24 protein-coding genes and 2 pseudogenes are annotated in these 26,729 nt (G+C 51.9%); 3 read left to right on the plus strand and 23 right to left on the minus strand.

Annotated elements, in window-relative coordinates; genetic code table 11:
• Positions 1 to 7: 7 nt before the first annotated feature.
• From C1J02_RS00920 to C1J02_RS00950, 7 genes are all read right to left on the minus strand, one after another.
• Positions 8 to 1,072: a ferredoxin--NADP reductase gene (locus tag C1J02_RS00920; RefSeq protein WP_114876734.1), complete on the minus strand. Its 1,065-nt coding sequence runs from the start codon at positions 1,070 to 1,072 to the stop codon at positions 8 to 10.
• A 10-nt stretch (positions 1,073 to 1,082) separates the two neighbouring features.
• Entirely contained in the window at positions 1,083 to 1,550 is a 468-nt protein-coding gene (paaD, locus tag C1J02_RS00925; protein WP_114876735.1) for a 1,2-phenylacetyl-CoA epoxidase subunit PaaD, read from the minus strand.
• Positions 1,544 to 2,266: a 1,2-phenylacetyl-CoA epoxidase subunit PaaC gene (gene paaC / locus C1J02_RS00930; protein WP_114880290.1), complete on the minus strand. Its 723-nt coding sequence runs from the start codon at positions 2,264 to 2,266 to the stop codon at positions 1,544 to 1,546. The genes paaD and paaC overlap by 7 nt, the downstream gene beginning before the upstream one ends.
• A 29-nt stretch (positions 2,267 to 2,295) precedes the next feature.
• Complete coding sequence (paaB, locus tag C1J02_RS00935; RefSeq protein WP_254693176.1) at positions 2,296 to 2,640, minus strand: 1,2-phenylacetyl-CoA epoxidase subunit PaaB; 345 nt, start codon at positions 2,638 to 2,640, stop codon at positions 2,296 to 2,298.
• A gap of 4 nt (positions 2,641 to 2,644) precedes the next feature.
• Positions 2,645 to 3,637 (minus strand): 1,2-phenylacetyl-CoA epoxidase subunit PaaA, encoded by a 993-nt coding sequence (paaA, locus tag C1J02_RS00940; RefSeq protein WP_114876736.1) that lies wholly within the window; start codon positions 3,635 to 3,637, stop codon positions 2,645 to 2,647.
• A gap of 3 nt (positions 3,638 to 3,640) precedes the next feature.
• A complete protein-coding gene (pcaF, locus tag C1J02_RS00945) occupies positions 3,641 to 4,843 on the minus strand; it encodes a 3-oxoadipyl-CoA thiolase (RefSeq protein WP_114876737.1) in 1,203 nt (400 codons plus the stop codon).
• Positions 4,844 to 4,966: 123 nt separating this feature from the next.
• A complete protein-coding gene (locus tag C1J02_RS00950; RefSeq protein WP_114880292.1) occupies positions 4,967 to 6,058 on the minus strand; it encodes a cupin domain-containing protein in 1,092 nt (363 codons plus the stop codon).
• Between the two features lie 650 nt (positions 6,059 to 6,708).
• Between C1J02_RS00950 and C1J02_RS00955 the strand changes: the two genes are divergently transcribed.
• Positions 6,709 to 6,897: an AlpA family transcriptional regulator gene (locus tag C1J02_RS00955; protein WP_114880293.1), complete on the plus strand. Its 189-nt coding sequence runs from the start codon at positions 6,709 to 6,711 to the stop codon at positions 6,895 to 6,897.
• Between the two features lie 320 nt (positions 6,898 to 7,217).
• Entirely contained in the window at positions 7,218 to 8,237 is a 1,020-nt protein-coding gene (locus C1J02_RS00960) for a glycosyltransferase (RefSeq protein WP_114876738.1), read from the plus strand.
• Positions 8,238 to 8,266: 29 nt separating this feature from the next.
• Here C1J02_RS00960 and C1J02_RS00965 read toward each other — a convergent pair whose 3' ends face one another.
• The 8 genes from C1J02_RS00965 to C1J02_RS01000 all read right to left on the minus strand — a co-directional run bounded on the left by C1J02_RS00965 (position 8,267) and on the right by C1J02_RS01000 (position 17,256).
• Positions 8,267 to 10,210, minus strand: coding sequence for an acyltransferase family protein (locus C1J02_RS00965; RefSeq protein ID WP_114876739.1), 1,944 nt, complete (start codon positions 10,208 to 10,210; stop codon positions 8,267 to 8,269).
• A gap of 359 nt (positions 10,211 to 10,569) precedes the next feature.
• Positions 10,570 to 11,277 (minus strand): WbqC family protein, encoded by a 708-nt coding sequence (locus C1J02_RS00970; RefSeq protein ID WP_114876740.1) that lies wholly within the window; start codon positions 11,275 to 11,277, stop codon positions 10,570 to 10,572.
• A 38-nt stretch (positions 11,278 to 11,315) separates the two neighbouring features.
• Positions 11,316 to 12,425, minus strand: coding sequence for a DegT/DnrJ/EryC1/StrS aminotransferase family protein (locus C1J02_RS00975; protein ID WP_114876741.1), 1,110 nt, complete (start codon positions 12,423 to 12,425; stop codon positions 11,316 to 11,318).
• Between the two features lie 206 nt (positions 12,426 to 12,631).
• Complete coding sequence (locus C1J02_RS00980) at positions 12,632 to 13,561, minus strand: glycosyltransferase (protein WP_162798198.1); 930 nt, start codon at positions 13,559 to 13,561, stop codon at positions 12,632 to 12,634.
• A gap of 22 nt (positions 13,562 to 13,583) precedes the next feature.
• Positions 13,584 to 14,297: an FkbM family methyltransferase gene (locus tag C1J02_RS00985; protein ID WP_114876743.1), complete on the minus strand. Its 714-nt coding sequence runs from the start codon at positions 14,295 to 14,297 to the stop codon at positions 13,584 to 13,586.
• A 451-nt stretch (positions 14,298 to 14,748) separates the two neighbouring features.
• Positions 14,749 to 15,702: a hypothetical protein gene (locus C1J02_RS00990; protein WP_114876744.1), complete on the minus strand. Its 954-nt coding sequence runs from the start codon at positions 15,700 to 15,702 to the stop codon at positions 14,749 to 14,751.
• Positions 15,702 to 16,673 carry a glycosylase gene (locus tag C1J02_RS00995; protein ID WP_114876745.1) on the minus strand — a complete coding sequence of 324 codons (972 nt, stop codon included), beginning with the start codon at positions 16,671 to 16,673 and terminating at the stop codon, positions 15,702 to 15,704. The genes C1J02_RS00990 and C1J02_RS00995 overlap by 1 nt, the downstream gene beginning before the upstream one ends.
• Complete coding sequence (locus tag C1J02_RS01000; RefSeq protein ID WP_114876746.1) at positions 16,666 to 17,256, minus strand: formyltransferase family protein; 591 nt, start codon at positions 17,254 to 17,256, stop codon at positions 16,666 to 16,668. Before C1J02_RS01000 ends, C1J02_RS00995 begins: the two co-directional genes overlap by 8 nt.
• 230 nt (positions 17,257 to 17,486) lie before the next feature.
• Between C1J02_RS01000 and C1J02_RS01005 the strand changes: the two genes are divergently transcribed.
• Entirely contained in the window at positions 17,487 to 18,239 is a 753-nt protein-coding gene (locus tag C1J02_RS01005) for a bifunctional 2-polyprenyl-6-hydroxyphenol methylase/3-demethylubiquinol 3-O-methyltransferase UbiG (RefSeq protein ID WP_114876747.1), read from the plus strand.
• A gap of 8 nt (positions 18,240 to 18,247) precedes the next feature.
• Here C1J02_RS01005 and C1J02_RS01010 read toward each other — a convergent pair.
• The 8 genes and pseudogenes from C1J02_RS01010 to C1J02_RS01045 all read right to left on the minus strand — a co-directional run.
• Positions 18,248 to 18,533 (minus strand): annotated as a pseudogene (locus C1J02_RS01010) (IS3 family transposase); the annotation flags it as partial.
• A 177-nt stretch (positions 18,534 to 18,710) separates the two neighbouring features.
• Positions 18,711 to 19,466: a glycosyltransferase family 2 protein gene (locus C1J02_RS01015; protein WP_114876748.1), complete on the minus strand. Its 756-nt coding sequence runs from the start codon at positions 19,464 to 19,466 to the stop codon at positions 18,711 to 18,713.
• A 185-nt stretch (positions 19,467 to 19,651) separates the two neighbouring features.
• A complete protein-coding gene (locus C1J02_RS01020; RefSeq protein WP_114876749.1) occupies positions 19,652 to 20,461 on the minus strand; it encodes a replication-relaxation family protein in 810 nt (269 codons plus the stop codon).
• A gap of 145 nt (positions 20,462 to 20,606) precedes the next feature.
• Positions 20,607 to 20,732 (minus strand): annotated as a pseudogene (locus tag C1J02_RS01025) (IS5/IS1182 family transposase); the annotation flags it as partial.
• A 373-nt stretch (positions 20,733 to 21,105) separates the two neighbouring features.
• A complete protein-coding gene (locus C1J02_RS01030) occupies positions 21,106 to 22,401 on the minus strand; it encodes an adenylate/guanylate cyclase domain-containing protein (protein ID WP_114876750.1) in 1,296 nt (431 codons plus the stop codon).
• A gap of 359 nt (positions 22,402 to 22,760) precedes the next feature.
• Positions 22,761 to 24,428, minus strand: a complete 1,668-nt coding sequence (locus tag C1J02_RS01035) for an ABC transporter substrate-binding protein (RefSeq protein WP_114876751.1) — start codon at positions 24,426 to 24,428, stop codon at positions 22,761 to 22,763.
• A 227-nt stretch (positions 24,429 to 24,655) separates the two neighbouring features.
• The gene (locus C1J02_RS01040; RefSeq protein ID WP_114876752.1) at positions 24,656 to 25,615 is read right to left on the minus strand and encodes a homocysteine S-methyltransferase family protein; all 960 of its coding nucleotides are present in this window, start codon (positions 25,613 to 25,615) and stop codon (positions 24,656 to 24,658) included.
• Between the two features lie 173 nt (positions 25,616 to 25,788).
• Positions 25,789 to 26,229, minus strand: coding sequence for a GFA family protein (locus C1J02_RS01045; protein ID WP_114876753.1), 441 nt, complete (start codon positions 26,227 to 26,229; stop codon positions 25,789 to 25,791).
• Positions 26,230 to 26,729 lie beyond the last annotated feature (500 nt).

Below are 26,729 nucleotides of genomic sequence, written 5' to 3' on the forward strand. Positions count from 1 at the left end.
GATGCTCCTAGTGCGTATCGTAGTCTATGATGAGCGCGTCACTGAGCGGATAGCTCTGACAGGTCAGCACATAGCCGCGTTCAACCTCATAGTCCTCAAGGGCATGATTGCTCAGCATTTCAACTTCGCCTTCAATAACCTTCCCCATGCAGGTCGAACAAACGCCCGCCTTGCAGGCAAAAGGTGCGTCCTGGCCGTTTGCCAAGGCAGCCTCCAATACAGATTGTCCCTTGGTCATCTCAAACGTGCGCTGGGCCCCTTCGATGATCACAGTGACTTGGGTGCCTCTTTGACCTTCGCTGCGCTTGGCCATTTCCTGTTTCGCCAATTGCCCTTGCTGGCTTTCACTAAAGAGCTCAAATTTGATCTGATCAGGCTCTAACCCGTGCTTTTTCAGGGATTCTGAGACGGCCAGCATCATCGGTTCCGGCCCGCAGATGAACGCGGTATCCATATTTTTCACGTCAATCCAATGCTTGAACAGCATCGCGCATTTTTCCTGATCGACGCGACCGGTAAACAGATCAATATCCTGCCCGGATTCCAGCATGTGAATGATGGTCAGGCGACCCATATAGCGGTTCTTGAGGTCCTCAAGTTCTTCGCGAAACATGACCGTGTTCACGGCGCGGTTTGCATAGACCAGTGTGAAAGTTGAATGCGGTTCGCGCTTCAGCACTGTTTTAAGGATCGACAAGACAGGCGTAATGCCCGATCCCCCTGCAAAACCGAGATAATTTTTGGCCTTATCAGGCTCTAACTTGGTGAAAAACTTGCCCTGAGGGGGCATCGCATGAAGTGTGTCGCCCACTTTCAGGCGGGTATTCGCAAAGGTTGAGAATGCGCCACCATCAACCCGTTTGATGCCAATCTGCAAGACATCGTCATCAAGTCCGGCGCAAATCGAATAGTTACGGCGCAACTCGGTGCCGTCAAAATCCTGTTTGAAGGTCAGATACTGGCCCTGGGTAAACGCAAACGCCGCAGGGTCCGCAGGTTCAAGCGTCAGGACAACTGCATCACGGATGGTATGGTGAATATCTGTCACGGTAAGGGGAAGAAATTGGTTCATTTCGGGGGCCTCAAATGCACTTGAAATAGTCAAAGGGTTCCAGACAGTCCTTACAACGCCATTGCGCTTTGCAGGGGGTTGAACCGAATTGGCTGATCCTCTCGACCTGACTGGACTTACAATGCGGACATGCCTTTGGACCGCCTGCGGGTTGGGGTGGGGCAATCCCATAGCGTTCCAGTTTTTCGCGGCCCGCGTCAGACAGCCAATCGGTGGTCCAGGCGGGTGATAATTGCCTTTTTAGAGCCAGTTTTTCGATGCCCTTGGCCCTAAGGGCCGTTTCGATATCAAGATTGATGATGCTGGTCGCGGGACAGCCGGAATAGGTCGGGGTGACGGTGACTTCAAGCGTATCACCATGCCACTGAATGTCGCGGATGATGCCCAGATCAGTCAGCGAGATCACAGGAATTTCCGGGTCGGGCACCTGCGCCAGCCAATCCCAAACAGTGTCTAACGAAGGCTTTTCGATCACCATGACGCATCCGGATAGGCGCGTTGGAGCCATTGCATCTGCGTCAGCATGTGCCCCAGATGTTCAGAATGTCGAACGCCGGATTTTCCGCCTTTGTGCGCAAAGTCGGTGGTCGGTCGGACCAAGGTTGCGGCGGTAAACACATCACTTAACAAGGCATCATACCCCTCGCGCAAAGATGCAGGATCTGGTGCAATGCCGTCTTTGACCATTTGTTCATCAACGGCATCAGACACAAACATTTCCCCGACATAGGGCCACAACCGATCAAGCGCTTTTTGCATCCGGTTGTGGCTTTCTTCGGTGCCGTCCCCAAGGCCGATCACCGTGTCAGAGGATCGTTCAAGGTGATAGGTCACTTCCTTGGTCGATTTTTCCGCTATTGCGGCAATCTCGGCATTGGATGACCCCATCAGGGCCTTCAATTGCGCCAGATGCCAGCCATCAAACAGGAACTGACGCATCATGGTGTGGCCAAAATCGCCATTTGGCTGTTCAACCAACAGGACGTTCCGAAAATCCCAAACGTCACGGTGAAACGCCAGCGTATCTGCATCGCGCGATTTGCCTTCGATCTGGCCAGCCAGACCAAGCCAAAGCTGAGTCTGCCCGATCATGTCGAGCGCCGTGTTGGCCAAAGCGATGTCTTCTTCAAGGACCGGGGCAACGCCACACCATTCAGAGACGCGGTGCCCTAAAACAAGGGTGTTATCGCCCATGCGGCACAGAAATTCAAAGAGCGGTTGGGTCACATCGCCCCCACTTCGTCCGGGATGTCAAAGAATGTGGGGTGGCGGTAAACCTTGTCATTGGCAGGCTCATAAAGCGCGCCCTTATCCTCGGGCGAGGAGGCGGCAATATCCATCGCCTGAACGGCCCAGATGCTGACCCCTTCGTTGCGGCGTGTGTAGACATCGCGGGCATTTTTGATGGCCATTTCCGCATCAGGAGCATGGAGCGAGCCAACGTGTCTATGGCTAAGCCCGTGCTGCCCCCGGATAAAGATTTCCCACAAGGGCCATTCGGTTGCGCGGGCTTTGCCGTGTGGCACGGCCTCGGTGCCGTCATATTCGCTGGATTCAGGGCTGCTCATGATTTTACTCCGCTGCTAATGCGCTTGCGCGTTTCTTTTCGGCGTGGGCCAGCAATCCTTCACGCACCCAACGCCCGTCGTCCCATGCTTTGTTGCGGGCCTCCAGCCGTTCGGTGTTGCAAGGGCCGTTGCCGCGCAGAACGTCAAAGAATTCGTCCCAATCAGGTTCGCTGAATTCGTAATGCCCGGTTTCCTCGTTAAGCTTCAGCTTGTCGTCGGGAATTGTCAGGCCAAGGTATGCGGCTTGCGGGGCGGTTTGATCGACGAATTTCTGGCGCAGCTCGTCATTGGTGTTCATCTTGATTTTCCACGCCATGCTTTGTGCGGAATGGACCGATTCAGCATCTGAGGGTCCGAACATCATCAAAGACGGATACCAGAACCTGTTCAACGCATCCTGAGCCATCTTACGCTGTGCCTCGGTACCGTTCGCCATCTTCATCATGATGTCGAACCCCTGGCGCTGGTGAAAGGATTCCTCTTTGCAGATGCGCACCATCGCACGGGCATAGGGACCGTATGATGTGCGTTGCAGGGGCACCTGATTCATGATTGCGGCACCATCGACCAACCAACCAACGGCACCCATATCTGCCCATGTTAGGGTCGGATAATTGAAGATCGAAGAGTATTTCATCTTGCCTGACAGCAGGTCACGCGTCATCTGATCGCGGGTCACGCCGAGCGTTTCAGCAGCGCAGTAAAGGTACAGACCATGCCCGGCCTCATCCTGAACCTTGGCCAGCAGGATCGCTTTGCGTTCGAGCGTCGGCGCGCGGGTCACCCAGTTGCCTTCGGGCAGTTGGCCGACGATCTCGGAATGGGCGTGCTGACCGATTTGCCGGATCAGGTTTTTGCGATAGCCATCAGGCATCCAATCCTTCGGCTCAATCTTGCCACCTGCGTTGATACGTTCCTGAAAGGCGCGTTCGTCCGGCTCCATCTCGTCCAGGGATTTGACGCCTTTGCCGGTGGACTGGATCATCTGTGCGTACATCGTTCAGGTCCTTTCTAGGATCATGGCAACACCTTGCCCAACACCCACACACATCGTGCAAAGGGCATAGCGGCCACCGGTGCGTTTGAGTTGCAAGGCGGCGGTCATCACCAGCCGTGCGCCAGACATGCCAAGCGGATGGCCAAGGGCGATGGCCCCGCCGTTGGCGTTCACATAGGGCGCATCATCTGCAACGCCCAAAGCACGTAGGGTGGCGAGGCCTTGGGATGCGAAGGCCTCATTAAGCTCAATCACATCCATCTGGTCGATGGTGAGGCCCGCGCGGGCGAGAACCTTTTGACAGGCCGGGATCGGGCCGATGCCCATGACACGCGGTTCCACCCCTGCGGCCGACATCGCAACAACGCGTGCAATCGGTGTCAAATTGTGGTCGTTCGCCGCCTGCTCTGACGCTATCAAAAGCGCCGCGGCACCGTCGTTCACGCCAGACGCATTACCTGCCGTGACGGTCAGGTCAGCACCGTTGATGCCGCGTAACTTTGCCAGTTTGTCGGCCGTTGTGTCTGGGCGCGGGTGTTCGTCGCTATCCACGATGATGGGGTCACCCTTGCGCTGCGGGATAGATACCGGCGTGATTTCTTCGGCAAAGATGCCAGCGGCATCCGCCGCAGCCCAGCGTTGCTGACTGCGCAGGGCAAAGGCATCCTGATCGGCGCGGGTCACACTGTGGTCCTCAGCGACATTGTCGGCCGTTTCAGGCATTGAATCGACACCATACTGCGCTTTCATCAATGGATTGACGAACCGCCAGCCGATCGTCGTGTCATAGACAGCATTGCCACGGGAATAGGCCGTTTCGGCCTTGGGCATCACGAAGGGCGCGCGCGTCATGCTTTCGACACCGCCCGCGATTGCCAGATCCATATCGCCTGCGCGGATGGCGCGGGCGGCGGCACCGACGGCATCCATGCCAGAGGCGCAGAGCCGGTTGATGGTGGCACCGGGCACATCCACTGGAAGCCCGGCCAAAAGGGCGGCCATACGGGCGACATTTCTGTTATCCTCGCCTGCCTGATTGGCGCACCCGAGGATCACATCATCGACCTGCGACCAATCCACGTTCGGGTTTCGCGCCATCAATGCGGCGATTGGAATGGCGGCAAGATCGTCGGGCCGCACACTTGCCAGGGCACCGCCGTAACGTCCAATTGGAGTGCGTATCGCATCACATATCAAGGCTTCCAAACGGATTTCCCCCTTTGCCGTGCCGAAAGCTAGCCGATCAGGGATAACAGAGCAAGATTAATGTTACTAATCTTTAGAACATCTCTATATTCAGTAACACGTTGAGCGAACCTCTACCCAATTTTACACGATTTTCGTGGAAAAGTCCCCTCTTAACGCGACCTCCAACAGTTCCAGATCTTCAGAACAATCCTTGTACTGCGCCATCATATCGGGTGGGATGACAAAGGCATCACCGGGTTGCAAATCGCGATCCTCTTGGCCCTCGGCAGAAAGCGTCATTGTGCCATCCATGACAAAGGTAAAATGGATGTCTGCATCATGCGTGCTGGCTGGCGGGGCCCCCTTCTCAAATCGAGCGACCTGAATCCCTGCCACACCTTTGGTTCCTGCGGCGATACCCGTGTCGCGCATCGTGAACCCCGGAATCCGAAAAGGGGCCCAATCTGCCTTGTCCTTGATGTGATGGACAAAGGTCTGCCCGTCCCATTCGCGATCGGGGTCGCCCGTGCCATTGGGCAGCGTGAATTCATGATCAATGGTGGTGACATGTTCGGCGGGGACACCAATTTCGATGACCTCAATCTCGGCAGAGGCTTCGACCACCCGGTGACGGATGCCGGGGGGTTGGGTCACACAATCGCCTGCATGCAGGCGGATCGCTTCACCCTGGTCCTCATAGAGAACATCAACCCAGCCTTTGTAGCAGAAAATGAGCTGAAATCCGACCGTATGATAGTGCACCATATCCGGCACCGGGCCGCCATCAGGGATGCGGATGTGACTGGCAATGATCGACCCGCCAAGGCGTGTCGGGATAAGATCGCGGTAATGCATCCCTGCTCGGCCGATGACCCAAGGTGCCTCATCGCGCAACCGGCGGACGGCAAATTCATGCTGTGTTGCGGGCTGTTCAACGGTTGGTGACAGCGGCACAATTTCAACCTTGGTGCCATTGGGCGCAGTCAATGACCGCTTTCCATCGGCAAAACTGTCTGGATCGTCGGTCAAAATCCGCAGGTGGCCCGGCGGGACAGCGGCACCTTTTTCAATCCGGATCCGGACACCATGACCTGAAAAACTGGCCACTGAGGGATCATCGGCCGGGAAAATATTCTCAAGCCGCATGCCCAGCGTCCTTGTGAAAAACGGCAGATCATTGCGCAATTCCTCGGTTGGCAAAAGGAATTCCGCTTTGATGTCAGATGAACTCATCCTGTGATCCTTGTTGGTTATTGGACGGCGACGATAGGGCTGAAATATGCAGGTGGCCGCAGTATGCCGTTTTTGCTTTTGCGAACAAGTCAGGGCGCAATCCATCTGACAGTGCCAACTGTCGGGCAACGCGGATTGGTTGTGCCGCATGATCCAATGGGCTTTCTTCGCGCTCATAGGGCGCGCCCGATTAACACAACGGTCACGTTACAAGTTTGCTGCGGAACATGTGGGAATGAAGGAACATCTAATTATTCTGACGGGACTGTGGTAATTTCCAACAGCACAAATTCATATAATTAAAAGAAATTCTTCTAAGGGATTGGTGCCAGGAGAGGACTCACATACTCAACTTAATCATTTGATTTCAAAAAGTTAAGTCGCGTGTGGTTTTGCTCGATACCCCCATTGATACCCACAGGGTGGGTAGCGTTTGGAGGTTCGGGTGCGGAGCAAGGACTCACTAGATCACCATTCAACGCCTTAACTGAACATAGCAGAGCACGCCATTTCGTTCAATCTAACGATGACGTCGTGCCAACGCAAATCTGTGGCTTGATCCACATCGCCGAGCAGCTAGACTGCAACCCTCTCGGGAGATTTGTCTAAACCCGAGCATCGCGATGCTCTTCATTCAAGGAGAGATCGTGATGAGGTTACTTTCAAAACGCCAGGTCAAGGAGATGGTCCTGTATTCACCGCAACACATAGCCAGACTGGAAAAAGCAGGCCAATTCCCCAAACGGGTACAGCTGGGCTCGAACCGGGTTGGTTGGGTTGAGCGCGAAGTGCTGGATTGGCTTGAAGTTCGGCTTGCGCGGCGCGAAGAGCCAAACTGAAACTCCTGAAAAGGAGCGTGGGCGACTGGATGTGCACTATCTGGTCGCCCACATCCTCAGGCCTAGTTTTAGCCTTTTGATGAAACTCAGCTCTTCAACAACCTTGCTAATACTGATTTTGCTATGTCCCGTTCGATCCGTTAACTATAGCTTTTGAGTTGGTGCTTGAAAAACTCAGTTTAGTTGCTTGCGAAGGCATGTTCTAAGCTTCCGATGCTGTAAAACCGCTCTCTTCACCTAATGCGATGGCCATCCAGTAAAATGAAAGATATCGTAAATTCTTAAGTAAGTTGCTGTGCTACGGATGGAGATTGTGCCGTATGACCAAGGCCAAAAATATCAACGTAAAAACTAATCCATCTGCTGCCAGCGCAACTGGACAAGAGCTCGTTTCCATGTTCGTGATGGCCTACAATCAAGTCAATTTTATAGCGGCTACAGTCAGATCTGCATTTGCCCAGACATATGATAATCTCGAAATTATTTTGTCAGATGATTGTTCCTCCGATGGCACCTATGAAATCATGGAGCGGCTTGCTGCAGAGTACCAAGGCCCACATCAAGTGCGCTTGAACCGAAACCATGAAAACCTTGGTTTCGTAGGGCATCTTAATAGCATATTTGATCTCTGCGAAGGGGTGCTGATCGTTTATGCTCCGGGGGATGACATTTCACACGCGGAACGTGCTGCAGAACTTTATCAAGCTTTCCGAGAAGACCGCCCCTTACTGGTGCATTCCGATGTGAACAACATGGACGAGAAAGGAAATCTTACGGGTGTGGCTACATCGCGCCAAAGCGTTCTGGCAGGCATGGACTTAAAGGATGCCGCAAATTCTCTGGTACTAGGTGTCGGTGCTAGCTGCGCATGGAACCCAGAAATACAAGATAGGTTCGGGCCTGTAGAAGGCAAAGAAACTTTTGACGACTTGATTTTCTTTTTTCGAGCAATGTTGCTTGATCGCATGGCGCATGTTCCCAAGGCACTGGTAGATTACAGGCTTGGAGCCGGGCTTTCTAGGCCGAAGGCTACCAGTTTCCAAGGGAGGGTTGCTCAGGAACGCAAGAATTGCCAGAGGGCAGTTGATACCTACAGGCAGAGATTGAAGGACTGCCGAAATGCCCGCCCGGAGTGTAGTGATGTGCTTCAAGTTTTGCGTGAGCGGCTAGCAGTAAAAGAATATATGCTAGGCCTATTTGAAAGCTCTTTTCTCACTGCATATCAAGCGGCGTTTTCAATGCGAAAACTCAAGGCGTTGCTTTCACTTCTCAACCGCATCAGAAGGGCTACGCCGAGCCGCCAGAAAAAGCGTTTACGGCAAGCCAACAAAATCGTTTAATCTTGTCTTGACCGCTTATAACAACCATATTATTTACGGCTCCGCCCACTAGATTTTAAGTTAACTTGATCCAATAACTCCCGCGCCATTTGGACTGAATACGCCTTTGTTAAGTGGTTGCGGTCGTAGATCACCATTTTTCCGTCGTCATCAACTGACGGGCAAGTCTTTGCATTACAGAAAAAATCAATCGTTGTTAGAAATCCGTCTGTGACCTCGGCCAAAAACTTCTGTTTCTCAACCATCGCCAAATGTCGTTCCCGGGGGGTTTCTTGTGGCTTGAAACCATCACGGTTTGAATTCTGGATATAATTAATTGCTACCGGTTCTGGAAACGTCAATCCTTGTTCTACAAGATATACCATTGCAGCAGTTGTCGAATGAATTTCGGAAACCGCACGGAAGATTTGTTGTCTGGCCGCAGTAATCGAGGTCGGCTGACCGTTAACTTTGACGTTTTCGGCAGTTACTGCTCCTTCGAAATTTCCTATAATTATTACATTCCGAACGTTTGGAAGTTGTAATATTCGGTTCAGAATTTCTGCGTGAGTTTTTTCGGAACATTGAGCAACTGCGGTATTTTTCAGACCTATAATCGGCGGGCAACCATTCGCTGTATACAATGTACCTTGCAGCCCATGCTCTTTTGAAACTTCATTGATGCCATAGAGGAGTGCACCGGAAAGGCTATCTCCCCACACAACGAGTGACTTTTCTGCCGAAACATCCCCGAAGTCGCAGTAGTTAAAACCAAAACTTTGAGCATTTCCACTGCAGGGCATGTGCGTATCGCGACCTTCGCTGTATGCAATCACGTCCGCAGGAGCGAATTTCAGTGCGCGTGCGTACGACGGGATTTTAGTCAGGTCACGGTCAATTGCAGCGTCAATCCATAGTCCCGCCACAACCATAAAAACTACCAAAGCACCCATAGACAGATATAATTGCCGTAGGTTTGCCCAATATCTAAACGGTCTTTCGAAAACCCACAGGCTGGCGACAGCCAACCCAAATGAAAGAAAAATCAGCCAAACCGCATGATCGTCGAAAGATTGGTTTCCAAACCTGTGACGAACTAAAGCAAAGACCGGTTGGTGCCATAGGTATAGGCTATAGGAAATCAGTCCTACAGATACCAGCAATCGCATAGATAGCACTTTGCCAATCATACTTTTGTCATTTGCAAAGACAATAACAAGCATAGAACCAAGCACCGGAGGAACCGCGCTCGCGCCGGGAAATGGCGTCTGATCGTCATATGTGAATACAGGTAATATAATGAGAAAAAGACCGATTGCGGCAAAAAAACCGCCTAATCGAGGCATGACAAAATGTGGCCTAGCGCGAAAATAAAGCCCGGCGAATGCACCCGCAATTAGTTCCCAAGCCCTCGCGGGAAGGAGGAAAAAAGCCGTAGGTTGATCATTCCGAACGCCCCACTGAGCTAACCAAAAGCTGATCAGGAAAAGACTGACTAACGTCCACAATACCATCGGTCGACCGAAGCGCCACAATGAGATGAGAACAAGCGGAAAGATGATGTAGAATTGCTCCTCAACTGCAAGACTCCAAGTGTGCAGCATTGGTTTGAGGTCTGCAGCCATATCGAAATAGTCTGTTTGATCCCAGAAGAAAAAATTTGATACAAACAGGATAGTGGCAAGCAAGCTCTCTAAGAACTCGCTCAGGTCATTGGGCATCATCCACATCCAAGCGAATGGAATGGTGACAAGCATGACAAGAAATAGTGCGGGTAAAATGCGCCGCGCCCGGCGTTCATAAAACCGAGCAATACTGAATCGGCTTTTATCCAAATCGTTGGCGATCAAGGTGGTAATCAGAAAGCCACTGATGACGAAAAAAACGTCAACGCCGATGAAACCACCACTGAAGACCTCATAGCCAGCGTGATAAAGCACAACAGGAAGGACTGCCAAGGCACGTAGTCCGTCTATTTCCGGACGGTACTTCATGAAAGTTGTTTCATTTTGCGTTCCGAAATCCGTGTGTCATCATTTTTTCGAAATGACGTTCCGGATTTGCGGCGTCAATACCGTTGGGTATACAGAATTTCTGGCAAAGGGCCAGAAGTGTCGTTCGCGAAATTTAGCTCGAACTGTAGCTTCGGTTCAATAATGGCGCTCTGAATCCGCTGGACCACTTCATTTTTCCGCACAGAAAACTTTAGCAAAAGTGCGGAAAATCCAGCTCTGAATGGGGACACTTTGGGTAGCACAGCACAAACCCGCAAACTCTCGTTATGAATGAGGGAGCCTAGGGGGTAGGTTAAATCAAAAGTTGCCCATTTTTTCCATTGAAAATGGTTTGCGCATCAACAATCGACAAGATCCCATTCCCTTAGCAATGTGCTGGCGATGTGATCGACGGAATTGAACATCATAACATCCAGAATGGAGAGAGAAGATACAAAGTCAGCGCCAATTTGCGGATAGGCCGAGAGACTTGGTTGGAGAAATTCTAACTTGAGTCCATGTGTCTGGAAATCTGCTGGCGCGTAAAGGTCTCTACCGCCGGGTAGATTGATATAGCCGGTTGCGCCTACCCGTTCGCAGATGTCGATGACCCGTTGCACACCATGCAAATCAGGAAGACTATCTTCAATCTGTGATGAAATCCGAACAGGTGTTGCGATGCCCATATGATCACAGCATTTAGAAATAGAATGGTGGACGAAATCAAAAAGGGTCTCTGCTTGAAAATGCAAAATTGTGTCTATCAAAGGCATAGTTTTCCCAAACTCAGGGGCCTTCCTATAAGCCCCTTCAATTTGGCTGCACAGTTTATGGGGATCAAACGTATCAGACAAATGTCTTTCTGAGACGTTCAAGTAGTCGGATTCTTTTTTTAGTGGAACAGTGAACATCACCGCTTCACCATTACGCAACATGCGGTTGCGATTTATCCACCCCTTTTTCGTATACTGGACCGTGTCGTAAACAACGAAGATATCAGCGGCCTCAATCAGCTGGAAATAACCTAAGTATGGCAGGAAGTAGGGTTGCATGATTGCGGTTTTCATTGGTTGACCTATTGATTCTCTAGAGCTCGACATACAGCCTATTTTGGACGCAGCAAGTCAATGACTCGCGTAACTCCACCCTCATCAAGGTCGGGATAGATGGGGAGGCATAGGACCTGATCTGCCAGTTTTTTTGCGACGGGCAGCAGGGTAGAATTTGCGGACGGAAGATTCTTGTACATATCGAACTCAGTGATCAGTGGATAAAAGTAACGTCTGGGGTGCACTCCTTTGGCTTTCATCTTATGGTACAAATCATCCCGCGAGACAGCAAATTCAGGACGAACCAGTATCGGAAAGTAGGCATAGTTTTTTCGGGCTCCGCCTAACGCCGGATCAAGGTAGTCAAGGCCATCAATCATATCGATTGCAGTTCGATATGCTAGACTGATCTCACCACGCCTTCGAATGGCATCATCAATATGCTTGAGCTGTAATAGACCAAAGGCACAGTTGATCTCGCTCATTTTGCCGTTGATGCCTGTGGCCACAACACTAGTTTCGCCCTCATGTCCGAAGTTTTTGAGCTTATCAATATGATCTTTCATTTTTGCGCTTTGGCTGATAATGGCTCCACCTTCAAACGTATTGAACACCTTAGTTGCGTGCAGGCTGAGAGTGGACAGATCACCATGCCTTAGTATGCTGCCCTGCGTATCCCGCACGCCAAAAGAATGAGAGGCGTCATAAATGAGTTTGAGATTGTGGCGTTTCGCAATGTCCCCAAAAGCAGCGACGTCGGCCGGGTTTCCATAGCAGTGGACGGGTAGAATTGCCGTTGTACGCTTAGTAATCGCCGCTTCAACCCTTTCAGGGTCCAAATTCAGGCTGTCAGGTGCTATATCTGCGAAGACAGGCGTTTGACGGTTCCAAAGAACAGCGTGGGAAGTAGCAACAAAAGAGAACGGCGTTGTGATCACCTCACCCTCCAATTCAAGGGCTTGCAGTGCAGTCACAAGGGCAATCGTCCCGTTGTTGAACAAGGACAAAAAAGGGACCTCCAGATAATCTGCCAGTTGCCGCTCAAGCTCTACGTGAAAGGGTCCGCAATTTGAAAGGACTCCGCTATCCCAGATCTGCTTTAGGTATGGGGTAAAATCCTCGAGCGGTGGCAGAAACGGCTTGGTGACGAAAATATCATCGCTCATGTCAAAATCCTACTTTCCAAAGTTTACCAAGTACCGGCCTCATATTACCAAGTACTGGCTCCATAATGTAGATTGCTCTCTGGATAGTGTACATGGACTTTGTACGTGCCTACTAAGTCAATTTTGTATTGGTCAGCCATTGGCTTGATTAAGCGATGCACATGTTCGATCCAATCTGCGCTAAATTCTGTTGCAGATATTACTTTTCATCGGTTTTTCAGATAGCGCTTGATCGCGCGCCTCCAGTTTTTCATCACGGTCTTGAAAGGCATATCAGTCAATTTTGCCTCCGCGAGCGGCAGAACACCGAGTTCATTGTAGAATCGAAGCATTGATTTGATCGACGCTCGAAATGCTGCTCTATCAGAGTTCTCATCGTGGAACGCTGCCATGTGAAAATGTGTAATCGCTGTCAAAAGCAATTTGCGCTCGCGGCTCTGCATTGAAAGTAGACCGTTTGCGTGAATTCGATAATTTGCTGGTGGCATATCCGGCAGAAAACGACCCCCACCATGATATCCCAGTATTCCCCAAACCGTTAGATCTCCGATGGTAGAGGTGCTCACAAATAGAGACGGCGAGCCGTCACGAAAAACGTTTCTGAAGCAAGCTGTAAGCGTGTTGATCGAAGGGGCATTTTTTAGATCGGATGGTGTTAAGTCATGTTCAGCACCCGCTCTGTATTGCGAAATCACCCCAGTTTCAGTAATTGCCCGAACGCGGCCATACGTCAATGCGATGTCTGGCTCTGCTTCAAGGATGGCCACCTGACGTGCAAGTTTCTCTGGGTCACTCCAGAAATCGTCACCGTCACAAAATGCGATGTAGTCACCGCGAGCAGCTGGCATAACATATGCGTAATAAGGATTCACGCCTTTCGAAAATTGGTTTTCTGTTTGTAGAATTAGGCGAAAAATAGTTGGATAAAGTTTTGCATATTTTCGCAAAATGCTTGCTGTGTCATCTGTCGATGCGTCGTCATGGATTACAATTTCAACGCGAAAATCACATATCTGATCTAAGAAGCCTTCGAGGCATTCCTCAATGAACAATGAATGATTGAATGTAATCGAACAAATGGAAAGGGTTACTGCTTCACTATCTGTAAACTCTTTGTCGCGCAGGGCGAGTGTCATCAGCGGCCCTTTTTCTGAAAGATCAATCAAGAAGAGATGAGGCCACGTCTAGCCGTGAGCCTTTTCGAACGAATACCGCTTCGATCAGCCAGAGGACACCTCTTCCAGGCGTTCTGTTCAAGTCAGTAACGTCAAAAAGCCGGAAGCCCAGTTCGTCCATCTTCTGAAAGACTGAGATCGCGGTATTGGGATATTCTGTGCACGCAACCGTTGCCTCTATCAGAACGACTTGAGCATGGGAGAGTGTTTCAGGCGCGCCGTCAACGACCTTCAGATCCAGACCCTCTGCATCAATTTTTACGACATCAGGCATCCCGAATTCGGAGGCGGCCATAGCAGTATCGAGCTTACATATCTTGACCTCACCTTGCGTTAAACCCTGTGCTTTCGCTTCAGGTGCGGAGTAGATAAAGCTGGAACTGTCGTCGCGTTCGTGGAATGTGAAAGGTGCCGTACCGTCGAAATCCCCGACCCCATCGTAGTAGATCTCAACATGCTCATTTTGAGCAAGATCGGTGTGTTTTTCTGCAAGTTTTTTCTGTGGCTCAAACATACTAAACTTGGCGGATGGAAATGCGACCATTGCCGCACGTGTCCAATTGCCGTGATTACCACCCACATCAACAATGTGAACAGGTGAAAAACCCAAGGATTTGAGTGTGCTAAACAAATGTACAGTCGGCGACGCCCCAGATATCAAACTCTTGGGTTTCCGGCGTTTAAAGAGAAAAGCCATATATTTCGTTCTATTTTTGGTTGTGCCGTTGCCAGCATGTGGGCCGGGCTTTGTAAGTGAACAAGCCCGCAACTAGTGTCGTGGTTGCGTTGTGAAGTCAAGGGTTGGAAACTTCCTTCGCCAACGCTGGAATATGCAAAAAACTGACCATTCAATCTTTGCAAAACGATCTTATTAAGAATTTCATCTGATCTCCGGCGCAAAATATCCGCTCAAAAGCGTTTTAGTTTGACGCTTCGATTAGCTTACCCCTTGGCCAACGTATCGGAGATTAATTAGCTAGAAAATGCTCGAAATACTAGACGGTTTGAGAAATTAATTTCAACAATAGAATTCTACGACTACGCCCATCCTGCCTCTGATAAACGCAACAGTCCCAGTTGACGATGCGCGCGACGTTACCGCATGCAGGATGCTTGCAGAATACGAGCTGGTGGACTGAGCCGCCCGATCAGGGATCGAGCACGGCGATGCCGAACCCCTCGCGCCCAAAGGCATTGCCGTTATACAGCAAATATACCGTATCCATGAGGCGAAACATATGAGGATAGCACAGCATCTCACTGTCCCAGGCACCGGGCGCTGAGGACTCAATTGCGGCCATATCATCGCGCTCCCAAGTCTCCAGATCATCAGACCAGGCAGCGCCGATACGGTACCCCCGCGTACTGTCCGTGCGAAACCCGTGAGCCTCCCGGTAACAGAACAGCATGAGATACCGGCCATTCACCTCAATGACTGTTGGCAGAGCCTGACATTCGTCCGGGTTGAGCCGATCCGTGATGATCTGACGGCCATCCCGCTGCCAGTTGATGCCGTCACGTGATGTGGCATGCGCGATCTTATAGACGCGGTCCGGAGGATCCTCGGGAGTGAATTTTTCCCATTTGGTACCGAAAATATACCACATGTGATAAGTGCTTGCGAAGCGCTGAACGAAGGCATCGCCCACCAGAAAGGGTTCGTGGAGCCCGGCTGCCAGAACTGGACCAGAGCCCGTTCTCTCAAAGCTGTCGCCATCATCCTTGCTGATGGCAAGGCCAATGGCCATGTCGATGTCGACGCTGATTTTCCTGCTCCACCCGCTGGTGTAACCGTACACTAGGTCATCAACACGAAGGATATTCATCGGAAATATTCCATGCTCATCGAAAGCACCCAGAGCCCCGTCCGAAATAATGTCCGTTTTTTTCACCCTCAGCACCCGGCTGAAGGACTCGTCAAAATCGGCATATCTGATCGTGCTGATGAATTTACCATTTTGAGATCTCTTTCTCGTAGAAAAGAATACACGGATAAAATCATCAAAAACCAGTGCCTGAGGACCTTGGGCGAACCCGATGATTTCATCACCCAAATCCCACTCATCCGGGTTGAAGAGATGTCCCAGCTTGCGCCATTGCATCAGGTCAAATCCCCCTTCAGGCGGGCAAGCCCGATACCATGGCGCCCCACCTGATTTCCGAGATAGAGCATATAAATTTGCTCATCCAACTCGAAAACGGTCGGGTACGCGACCATATCGGCATCCCAACCCGTGGTCGACACATCAATCCCTACCTTTGAATCGTCTCGCTCCCAGTGAACCATATCCTCTGATCTTGCGTAGCCAATGCGGTATGTTCTATCTTTTGCAAACCTGAAGTCCGTGGCTTCGCGATAGCAGAAGAACATGTGATATACACCGTTTCTCAGCAAGACATCACCACAGGCTTGGGCCTCATCCTCTCCCAGTTTGTCAGGAATGATGTTTTGATCAAGTCGGTCCCAGTTCAGCCCATCCTGCGAGCGGGCGAGCCGCAGTTTATAGATGATCTCCGGGCGGTCCTCCGAGATGAACCACTTCACGCCAGCCGTGTATATAAGGTACCAAATATTATCATATTTCCGGATCTTGGGCGAGGTGACCACGAAGGGATCGTTCAGAGAGTGACCCAAAACGGGCCCTTTGCCCTCTTTTTCGAACGTCTTGCCGCCATCATTACTTCGGGAACGACCGATCGAAACATTGAAGGGCACGGATTCACATCGCGACCATCCCCCATAATAGGCATAAACCGTGCTATCCTCATCCCTGATTGTTGAAATCGGATATGTACCGAACTCATCGAACGTCCCCAGATCTCCGAGAAGCATGATCGGTTTTTCGGCCAATTCAACGATTTCAAAAAGGTCTTTGCGATTCAAATCAGCGTAATTGCCGTAACTGACAAACTGTCCTTCGGCATCAGGTTTGGGACGGCAGCAGAAATAAACTCGGACGAAGTCATCATGAACGATCACATTGGGAGCCTGGGCGTACTCCCAGAACCATTCAGGGCGATCCTTCAGGGATTCCACATCAATGACCAGGCCCAGCTTTTCCCATTCAAACATCAAGATATCCTCGTTCGCGCATTATTTTTCCAATTGCTTGTGGCAAAAGCGCGTTCTCGGCCAGAAAGACGCGCCCCCCCAAATCCCAAGCCGTCTCGTTCTTTCTGGTTCTTATTTTATGCTGCAAGATTAATTCCCCACCATCCACGACAGGCGATACAAAATGTACCGAACATCCAGCAAATTCTTCGTGATTTGTAAGCACCGCTTCCTGAACACGCACCCCATACATGCCTTTGCCCCCGTATGCTGGAAGTAGCGATGGATGGGTATTAATCATCTTCATGTGATATTTGGCGCAAATGTCCTGAGGGATTACAGGCATGAAGCCCGCAAGCACAATCAAATCCGTATCTTCGGGAACTTCGCGATCAAAGGCTTCAAAGAAGCTACGCTGCAAGCGCGACTTTTCAAGAACGATCCGGGGAATGTCATTATCTCGGGCGCGTTCAAGAGCTTTGCAATCGCGATCCACAATCAACTTGGTGATCGTGAAACCGACACTCTTCTGGCTGTCGATAAGTGCCTGGAAATTACCACCACCACCTGAACAACACACACATACTTTGAATGTTTTTCCCATACGCCACTCTCAATTGAACGTGAGTGCCGAAGAGGCACGCACCCACGTCTCCTACCTCAGACACGACATGAACGGAAATACTAAACGCGTTGTTCATGCGTCTGCAAGAGTTCAGTCGATTGTGCCATTTCAGGTCGTTTTTGAGGGTTTTTCAAACCACCAAGAGTTGTTAAGCACAGTTTAATGAAACATCCGCACATCGCCGTGCCCTAACTACCAAGGAGAAGAAAATGGCCGTAGAACGTGACTATGACGCAGAACTCAAGGACACGGCAGATCATCGCTACGCATATAACTTTGATCTGGATGTAATGCATAAATACATGGTGCGCTCCTGTGAGCCGTTTTTCAGGCCGGGGTCCGTGTTGGAATTGGGCAGCTATATGGGTGATTTTACCCGCCGCCTGGTCTCGCGTTTCGATGACGTCACCTGCGTTGAAGCCTCACGCGAGGCTGTGACAAAATCACGTGCTACACTGCCTGACACGGTTGAACTTCATCAGGGACTTTTTGAAACGATCGACTTGCCAAGACGCTACGACAATATCGTACTGACCCATGTCCTCGAGCATCTTGACGACCCTGTCCATGTCATGCAGCGCATCAATACTGAATGGCTGGCACCAGGGGGGCGATTCTTTCTGATCTGTCCAAACGCCAATGCGCCGTCGCGTCAAATTGCCGTAAAGATGGGCCTGATCACGCATAATGCGGCCATCACCCCCGCCGAAGAGGCCCATGGCCACCGAATTACCTATAGCCTAGATACATTGGAGCGCGATGCGGCGGCGGCAGGCCTCAAGATCGTGCACCGCTCCGGTATTTTCTTCAAGGCATTGGCGAATTTTCAATGGGATCAGCTGCTGAACACCGACATCATCTCGGATGAGTACCTCGATGGGTGCTTCATGCTGGGCCAGCAATACCCCGATCTGTGCTCGAGCATATTCCTCGTCTGTGAGGCTGGTGAAGGAAGGGGCTGACAAAGCCCTTTCCGTTCGAAGGCGACCGGGCTTTTCCAGCCGAGTGCTGAATGGCGTCGCCGTGGATTGTAGAGCTCGTTGACATATTCAAAGATCGACATCTCAGCTTGTTTTCGCGTTTTCCATGATCGCCGCCAGATCAGTTCTGCCTTGATTGTCTTAAAGAACGTCTTAACCGCCGCATTATCATAGCAATTTCCTTTTCCACTCAGCGACGCTTTAAACGCGTGCTGGCGCAGGATCTTCTGATATTCATGCGAACAATACTGGGCTGCCGCGTTCCGTATGATGAATGCGGCCTTAGATCTGTTCTCTTCCTAGCGATGTTTGCTATGAAAGAAACAAGAAAGGGCAACTTGATACAAAGACGAGCTCATGTTCTATGCGTCAGATAAGTCGACATCGTCGCTACTGGCTATATTATTTCTGGCGGGCGATTCTCAAACTGAGCAGAGCAGAGGGTTTTTAACATTACAAAAAACTTCTTCGCAGCCGACCGACATAGTGCATCCAATCTCCCCAACTCATATGTGTGGCGTATTTCTGACGAACATGGCGCAGTTCCTGACGTACGCGCGCGCGGCGGACGCTCTCGCTAACTTGACCGGAGTGCTGCCTGTTAACGACCAGTGGCTCGCATAGTACTTTTGGCAGTCCAAAGCGGAGCGAACACTGCTTGTAATAATCGACGTCCATCAGCCAAATCAGATCTTCATCAAATCTAGGCGCATTCTCGCGGTGCAAGGCCAGCACAGAAGGGCTGCTGATTGTGTTCTTTCCGAACTGGATACGGTCGTGAAACTTTGGGACGAAGGGGCGGATCAGAGTATGGCCGTCGCGGGTGTGCTCAGATCCGGTTACGATCCACTTAACTTCAGGGTCGCCAAAGGCATGAGCAATTTTTGTGAGCGCATCATCACCGTTCAGGAAATCATCTTGAAACAGGATTTTCACAATCTCGTTCTGTGCGGCATTGATCGCAGCGTTTGTATTTGCGGAACCTTGTCTTTTCAGGTGCCGTGTATCTAAATGGCGGACAGTCATATCGGCATAGCTCGAACAGAGATCAGCAATGTTCCTGTCGTCCGATTGATCGGCGACAACCACTTCGAAATTAGGAAAGTTTTGTTTCGCAAGGATGTCCAGTGATACTCGTAAATATTTCGCACCCATCCCATCCATAGAATATGCTGGGATACAAACACTTAAACTTAATGAGCTATCCATTTATACTACCGATATATTTCTGGGGCGAAGACGCAAAGCGACTGGGAACCGACGTGCCAAGCAGCATTGAGTAACTGATATTACGAAGTGTTTCCAATCCGACACTACCGGAGGTAGTGTCGCCTCAAGAAAAATTGTGTTAGTTGCCTGTATGCGACAGTGAAGATCAAACTTTCAGCACTTTTTCAAAGAACATCGCTGTCGGTGATAGTAGAGATTAAAGCGTCGATTACTGGGAACTGCTTTTCGAAAATCTTTGAAACCATGGTCTTATCAACATTTTCAAAAAGCTCGGCAAACTGGCGCTCACGAGCTTTGCTCAAAAACACCCACGACACCATCAAATTACACTTCAGCCCATAGTGCTTTTGATGCAGCTTCTGATCCAATACCTCACGATACTGCAACAAAGACCGCTGCAAAGATTTCCGCGCAGCATTGGAGCGCATCGGCTCCGTTCCTCGATCAACCTCCAATGCATACGCGCGATAACCGTCTAGATACTTGATAGCAAAAAGCTGATCCGGAATCACCGAACCTGTACTGAGCGGGATGGCAAGTGAGCTATCCTTGATGCTCAATATCCGCGCTGCTGGAATGTATTCCAGCCCAGTTTGCATCGCATTGATCTCAATCGCGCTGGAAACAGACGAGGTCCAAAATCCATGCCACCAGTGACCAGCTGGGCGGCAGTGCCGTTCCAGTGGTTGCTCATAGCTGAGATACTCGGAACCTATGGGTGTCAGATCATAGACAAACGGATGGAAGTCAGCCTTGGCGATTTGCTTTTGTTGCGGCGGTAGGAACAAGTACCCTGCCCCTCTGAGGGCCTGTAGGCGGCGCAGGGCGGTATCTTTGCAGCGGTGGGTGTCACGGGTCAGCTCAATCAGGAATTCAGATGATTGCGGACCATGCCGATCAATATGCGCAAACCAGCGCAATTCGCGGGCAGTTGGACGAATGTTTGTTCTGATGGTTGGCGCAGATCTAGACATGGCTCCAAATTAGCCATTTTTAGAGCTCCGGCGAAGGTGCAGTTGGGTCTTCTGGGTCGGTTTCTTCAGCTGGATCTTTTGGTTCAGTTTCAGGTGTTTCGCAATGTTCTTCAGTGCGCTCCCATGGTTCGGCGTAGCTCGCACGGCTGGCCGCCAGGGCGATGGCAGACATGAAGATGACAGGGCAACTATCATAGCGGGTCGCGACCCTGCGCCAATCCTTCAACCGTCCAAACATGTTCTCAACCTTGTGGCGGCTTCGATAAATCTTGGTGACATGTGGGATGGGGGAATGGAAACGGCCCTTACAAGGTCCGCTATCCATCGCGAACCAGTCATCCGACAAAAATCGTCAGATGACCGCTCCGAGCCCGATGCAGACATGTCCCGATTGCCGAGCGAGCAGATGCAGCATGAAAACGTCCGGTGTCATTATCTGCGTCGCAGAAAGAAAAGCGGCCATTCGTTGAAGGCGCAGCGAAATCTTGAGGGCCTATGACCAAATTGTGGACGAAGCGGCCGGTCGGTTATTTTCGCCCAGCCGGTGCTTTCGGGGCGCGGTTCAATCACGACCCACTGCGCCGCCGCAAGGCGGCTTCGAGCCCGGAGTAGCCGCTGCAGTAGTCATCACCAACGTCTCCTTCCTATGCCGTAGCGCCGTCAGCCAATCTGAAGACCTCCACCGGTTCGCGGATGCCCTTGAGCGTGACTTCTCCTGTCGAGACGGAGGTGAAGTCGTCCTCGACGGCGATAGCCGCGCGGGTGCTGAGCAGTATCTCACCGTCTTCAGCCATTTCGCACAGGCGGGAGGCGACGTTGATGGCGGTGCCGGAAGCGGTATAGTCAGACCGGCCCTCGTAGCCCACGATGCCGACGGTGGCGTAGCCCAATGTTACCCCAACGCCAAAGCCCAGTCGGAAGCCCATGCGCTTCCAGTCCTTGCCAAGCTCGGTCATGCGGGCGCGCATGGCGATGGCGAGGCGCACGGCATCGCCTGCCGGGTCGTCGCAGGGGATAGGGTCGTTGAAAAGTACCATTATCCCGTCGCCCATGCGGTGATCGACTCCTGCGCCATGGGCGTTGATCAGCTTGCCCATTTCTTCGTGGTAGGTTTGCAGCACCTCGATGGTTTCTTCGGGCTCGGCAGTTTCGCAGAAGGCGGTAAAGCCGCGGATGTCGCAGAATAATACGCCCAGTAACGCACGATGGCTGGACAACATCTTGTCCGCGCCCTGACTTATCACTGTCTCTGCCACGGCCGCTGGCAAGAACTGCTTGAGCCGTCCCACACGTTCGATTTCGCCCACCTGTTCGCTGACCCGCTCGCTGAGTTCATCATTCAAGATTTCCAGTGCTTTGAACTGTCGCACGTTCTCAATGGCGATCACCGCTTGCCTGCCAAAAGACTCGATCAAAGTGACTTCCTCGTCGGAGAACGCCCGCACTTCTTTACGGTGCAGACTGATACACCCAAAAGCAATTCCGTTCTCCAGCAGCGGCACAATCAACCGACTGCGCATTCCGACCTTGTCCACCAACTTTTTAGCTGTGGGGTCGCCATTCAAGTAATATGGGTCATCCCGATTGTCGGCAATATTCATCGTGCGCGAGTCTCGATAACACTGACCCATGGCCGAAACGTTTTCCCGCGGAAATTCTAAACCAACAGAGACCAGAGCTTCGCCCTTTTGGTCTTGGTTTTGGGCAATGCTTGCCAGCCTCGTGGCGTCGCCTGCAGAATTCAACAGCCATAATCCAGCGCCTGCTGCATCGCACAATTTGACGGAATTCTGAGTTATAGCATCCAGTACCGGCTGTTCGTCGTGTCGGTTCTGGCTGATAACTGCAAGAATTTCCCGACTTGCGGCTTCCCGCTCACGCAACCTATCGACTTCAGCTCGCAGGCTGACATTTTCGTCTTCCGTTGTTCGGTCCTGCATCCGCGCTGCTCCGATATCTTCTTCCTTTATAAACAGAGACGGTCGGAAGAAGTGTGACTATCTTGCTCTCGACGTGGAAAAGGCGTCAATTCCCCTGTGTAAGATTGCCTGACCCGTCGCGCCCCTTCCGCGATCCAGCAGCTCTGTTTTGGGCCCCGGCCCGAAGTGCGCCGTCAGTGTGACGCCTATCGGCCCAATACCCCGAGACATCTGTCAGCACCGCGCACAATCCGAGGCGCTTGTCGATCTCAAGGCACACCGACCCACGCGCCGAAAGCTGTGACGAGACCATCATTGAAAAGCAGCAGACAAGAAAGGGTGGCGACATGCACGGCCCTTTCTTCATGAATTTTGTCAGACTACATGGTCCAGGCCATCCGTGCAGGGTGGTATTCGAACCCGATATGGTGCTCTGCGCCAACCAATCCTTCTTTGGTATGGTTGTAAAGCGACCGCCAGTAAGGTTGGATCGTAACCCCCTCTGACTGGATCATGGCTTCGCCTTCCATCATCAGCTTGCGACGGGCTTCGACATCAGGTGTTGCCAGCGCCCTTTCCAATAGCGCGTCGAAGTCTGGATTGGCCCAGCCAAATTCGTTCCACGCCGCGCCGGAACGATAGGCTAGCGCCCAGATTTGCACACCCAAAGGTCGTGCATTCCAGTTGGTCGAGGAGAACGGATATTTCGTCCAGTTGTTCCAGAAAGTCGACCCAGGCAAGACTGTCCGCTTGACCTTAATTCCTGCATCACGCAACTGGGCTGCCACCGCATCAGTGGTGTCCTTTCGGTATGAGTCGTCGATGGAGAACAGCTCATGCTCGTAATCACCCATGCCTGCTTCTTCCATCAGTGCCTTAGCTGCAGCGGGATCACTCTTGCGCGGGGCAATTTCGGCATACTCCGGGTGCATTGGACCGACATGGTGGTTTTCCGCAACTAGTCCGCGCCCAGCATAGCCAAGCTCAAGCAGCACAGCGTTGTCCACCGCCATGCTTATGGCCTGACGCACGCGCAGGTCTTCGTAGGGGCGCTTGCCATCAACTTCGGCCAGCTGGTTTGGCCGGATCACGATGGTTGCAGCGGTTGCAATGCTGTTTTCATTCCAACCGTCCAATGTGCCGAAGATGTCAACGAATTCACCATCGATGCCATAGGTTGCGTCGATCTCGTCGGCGTCGGCTGCTGCGACAGTCGCCGATGGGTCTGTGCCATAATCAATGTATTCCAGCCGATCAATGTAGGGACCGCTGTAAACATCAGTTCCCCACCACCTGAAGTCGGAATTGCGAACGAGCACACCCTTGACGCCAACCTCAAGCAACTCAGGCAGATAAGGACCAGTGCCGATCGGGTTTTCCAGCATTGTCTCAGGATCAAAAGACGAATGCACGATAGCAGCAGGATAATCGGCCATTCCCGGGATTAACGTAATATCGGGACGCTGCAGCATCAGCTTTACGGTGTGGGCATCGACCACGACGATCCCACCATCGATAACTTTGCCGCTCGCTTCATCGGTCAGGGTCGCAAAACGGCCTGCCATTGAGTTGCCTTCAACGTTCTTGTCACACCATGCAGTGATATTGCGAGCCACGTCATTAGCAGTGAAGTCGTCGCCATTGTTCCACTTGACGCCTTTGCGAACATTCAGCGTGTATTCAGTGGCGTTGTCATTGAGTTCCCAACTTTCCAGCAGGGCGGGCGTGAATGTACCGTCATTTTCCCAGATCGCCAGATACTCCAGCCAGCCACGGCTGAAGTTTGCAATCTGTGACCAGTCATAAGTGCGTGGGTCTTTCAGGGCGCGTACTGCCATCTGCATGCGGACGGTGCCGCCTTCTTTGTGGGCTGCGGCTTGGACGGGTGCTGCCATGCCCAGCATCCCGTAGGCGGTCGCGGCGGTGGCACCAAATGCGCTGGCGAGAGCCAGAAACTCGCGTCGGTTCAAAGGATTCTTCTTCGCTGCCTCCGCAGAACCCAGAATTGACTGCGGCAGCGGCTTACCGGTGCGTGTAAAAAAACTCATGATCTTCCTCTCAGTTAGATGTGCCAGCAAAGTTTTGGGCGGTCACGATCTCCCGGACTATTGCCAGGCCGCAGTGGGTGATGGAGTTGATCTCATGTTAAGGTAGTTGACTAGCCTGAAATCAACCCCCTCCTCCACCAGAGCGGCCATTCGTAGATCGTGCAGCATTCTAGCGGCCAAAACGTAGGTCCGCGGGACAAATCCGTCGTCAGCTTGAGATGACAAAGTTATTCTGCGGCTATCCCGTTTCGAACGTCTAGGACCTGTTGCGTGATCTGGTCAATATGGCGTCCGTCGGTGCCGCAACACCCGCCCCAAACGTGGACGTGAGGAAAACGTCTGGCCAAAGTGGCCATCTGACCGCCGAGTTCCTCGGGATCGCCGTCCTCAAGATGCCCAAGCTTGCATAGGTCGAGCGTTTCCATAGCGACGGCATTCGGCATGAAGCCACCCAGTCGCTCTGTCCAGGCACCATCGGTGAGTGCTGGCTCGAACTCAGTCGGATGAGTGCAGTTGATCATATAGTAAGCAGGAGCTTTCTCAGTCGCCACATCAACCTTTGTGATCGCCTCTTCCAGTGTCTCTCCGCCGTTAAGTCTCCCACCTTTCGCAACGAAGAAAGAGATCACGACGGGAATGTCCGCCGCCTTCGCGGCCCGAGCGATACCGATCGCTTCTTCCGTGCTCGAAAACGTCAAGGCGCTTACAATATCGGCACCAGCCTTTTTGAAGGTCAGTATCTGTTCGGAATGGTAATCTTCGGCTTCCGCCGCGTCTGGCGTCCGGCCAACATTGTAGGCGTCACCGCGGGGGCCGATGACACCGCCGACGAGCATTGGTGTATCAGGGCTGTCATATTCGCGAGCAAAATCCTTGTAAAACTCGATCCCGCGAATGTTGATTTCCTCAAGAGCCTCGCTGGAAAACCCGATAAGCTCGCCCCAGTCCCGGCTGGCGCGGTAGTGAAGGCCCTCGTTGATGACACCAAACTTGTTTGCAACAGCCGTCTCAACAAGCTTGCGTTGATAGTCCCTTAAGCAAGCGACGCCGCGCTCATCATTAAGAAGCTCGAAAGCGCAGAAGTGGCGAAGTTCGAACCCATCGACATATTGCAGCCAGGTCTCGAACCCCCCGCCGCAAGTCATATGCTGGTTGTTCAGTTGCGGCAGTTCGCTCTGATCACTCATTCCACTTCCCTCCGTGATTTTCCCGGCAGGATAGCAGGAAAGCCGCAATTTGTCTTGCGAGAGGGTTTTCAGGGTCAACTTAAAGTCTGTCCGTTTTGGGCTCTCTGCGAGCCATCCGGCCGATATTGTCGGACGGCCGCTCAGCGGAGCCAGGCACTCACTTGGGCAGGCTATCAGGTCCCGGCTGGCCAGGCAAAGCTGGGTTGCAATGCCTCGTAGACCGGGCGACCATCCGATGGTTTAGGGTAGCCTTTGCTCTCGTCCCAGAACGCGTGATAGGTTGCATCAGGAAACGCCGCATCGTCGTAGCCCATTACATTTGGCACGGCGACCCGGATGCGCTTCTCCTTATCGTCCAGCATGAGAGCTGCCCCGCATTCAGAGCAGGTGCAAAGCTCCAGCGGACCGTCTGGGTTGTCCTTGTTGAACGGTTGCCTAGCCATCTTCTCGGGACGATCGGCTGTCAAATCACCCCAGTTGAAGAAAGCCACATGTGTGTGCTGCTGGCCGGTCACCGATTTGCAGACATTGCAGTGGCATTCATGGTTGTCGATCGGTTCGGCGGAAGCGCTTACACGCACGTGGTCGCATCCACCGTGATATTGGCTGGCCATTTAATCCTCCCTTTCTTTCGGCACCAGTTTATCCGGCACCTTGCGTCACAAGCATAGCACAGCGCCCGGAGAGTCGCGAAATTCTCATCTGTATCGAATTTTGTGACCGAGCCAAATGTTGCAAAAGGGCTCTGACCGGCCTTCCGCGTTGCGGCATGAACTGCTTGCCACGCATCATTCTAACCGACCTTCTCGGCCCAAAGCCGACCTTCATGCAATTTGCGTCTAACGGCAGGTTTGAGCCGATTGTGTTGAAAAACCCCGTTATTGACGAAAATCGAATAATTTTTCGCCTTAGAGAGTGACCAACTTTTGGAGGCGAGGGGGTCGGCCAATTTGGCCGGCTGCGGCTCCTGTGCCCGCACTATGCCTCTTACGGTCGATCTGTTCTGACTTTTGGGCTTAATGGGCAGCTGCGCAAAAATCGCGGATTTCAAATTTCAGAGTTTTTCAACACAATCAGCCCAGAGCAGACTCAATCAAAACCTGCTGTTTGCGTC

Origin of the sequence: Sulfitobacter sp. SK011, assembly GCF_003352065.1 — a bacterium.
Lineage (GTDB): Bacteria > Pseudomonadota > Alphaproteobacteria > Rhodobacterales > Rhodobacteraceae > Sulfitobacter.

Bases quoted from the DNA above. Each gene is read 5' to 3' on its own strand.
- C1J02_RS00920 (WP_114876734.1), bottom strand. From the start codon at position 1,072: ATGAACCAATTTCTTCCCCTTACCGTGACAGATATTCACCATACCATC.
- paaC (WP_114880290.1), bottom strand. From the start codon at position 2,266: ATGGGCGATAACACCCTTGTTTTAGGGCACCGCGTCTCTGAATGGTGT.
- C1J02_RS01035 (WP_114876751.1), bottom strand. From the start codon at position 24,428: ATGAGTTTTTTTACACGCACCGGTAAGCCGCTGCCGCAGTCAATTCTG.
- C1J02_RS00965 (WP_114876739.1), bottom strand. From the start codon at position 10,210: ATGAAGTACCGTCCGGAAATAGACGGACTACGTGCCTTGGCAGTCCTT.
- C1J02_RS01005 (WP_114876747.1), top strand. From the start codon at position 17,487: ATGGCCGTAGAACGTGACTATGACGCAGAACTCAAGGACACGGCAGAT.
- C1J02_RS01030 (WP_114876750.1), bottom strand. From the start codon at position 22,401: ATGCAGGACCGAACAACGGAAGACGAAAATGTCAGCCTGCGAGCTGAA.
- C1J02_RS00960 (WP_114876738.1), top strand. From the start codon at position 7,218: ATGACCAAGGCCAAAAATATCAACGTAAAAACTAATCCATCTGCTGCC.
- C1J02_RS01015 (WP_114876748.1), bottom strand. From the start codon at position 19,466: ATGGATAGCTCATTAAGTTTAAGTGTTTGTATCCCAGCATATTCTATG.
- paaB (WP_254693176.1), bottom strand. From the start codon at position 2,640: ATGAGCAGCCCTGAATCCAGCGAATATGACGGCACCGAGGCCGTGCCA.
- C1J02_RS01020 (WP_114876749.1), bottom strand. From the start codon at position 20,461: ATGTCTAGATCTGCGCCAACCATCAGAACAAACATTCGTCCAACTGCC.
- C1J02_RS01000 (WP_114876746.1), bottom strand. From the start codon at position 17,256: ATGGGAAAAACATTCAAAGTATGTGTGTGTTGTTCAGGTGGTGGTGGT.
- C1J02_RS01045 (WP_114876753.1), bottom strand. From the start codon at position 26,229: ATGGCCAGCCAATATCACGGTGGATGCGACCACGTGCGTGTAAGCGCT.
- C1J02_RS00995 (WP_114876745.1), bottom strand. From the start codon at position 16,673: ATGTTTGAATGGGAAAAGCTGGGCCTGGTCATTGATGTGGAATCCCTG.
- C1J02_RS01040 (WP_114876752.1), bottom strand. From the start codon at position 25,615: ATGAGTGATCAGAGCGAACTGCCGCAACTGAACAACCAGCATATGACT.
- paaD (WP_114876735.1), bottom strand. From the start codon at position 1,550: ATGGTGATCGAAAAGCCTTCGTTAGACACTGTTTGGGATTGGCTGGCG.
- C1J02_RS00985 (WP_114876743.1), bottom strand. From the start codon at position 14,297: ATGGCTTTTCTCTTTAAACGCCGGAAACCCAAGAGTTTGATATCTGGG.
- C1J02_RS00950 (WP_114880292.1), bottom strand. From the start codon at position 6,058: ATGAGTTCATCTGACATCAAAGCGGAATTCCTTTTGCCAACCGAGGAA.
- C1J02_RS00975 (WP_114876741.1), bottom strand. From the start codon at position 12,425: ATGAGCGATGATATTTTCGTCACCAAGCCGTTTCTGCCACCGCTCGAG.
- C1J02_RS00955 (WP_114880293.1), top strand. From the start codon at position 6,709: ATGAGGTTACTTTCAAAACGCCAGGTCAAGGAGATGGTCCTGTATTCA.
- paaA (WP_114876736.1), bottom strand. From the start codon at position 3,637: ATGTACGCACAGATGATCCAGTCCACCGGCAAAGGCGTCAAATCCCTG.
- C1J02_RS00970 (WP_114876740.1), bottom strand. From the start codon at position 11,277: ATGAAAACCGCAATCATGCAACCCTACTTCCTGCCATACTTAGGTTAT.
- C1J02_RS00990 (WP_114876744.1), bottom strand. From the start codon at position 15,702: ATGCAATGGCGCAAGCTGGGACATCTCTTCAACCCGGATGAGTGGGAT.
- C1J02_RS00980 (WP_162798198.1), bottom strand. From the start codon at position 13,561: ATGACACTCGCCCTGCGCGACAAAGAGTTTACAGATAGTGAAGCAGTA.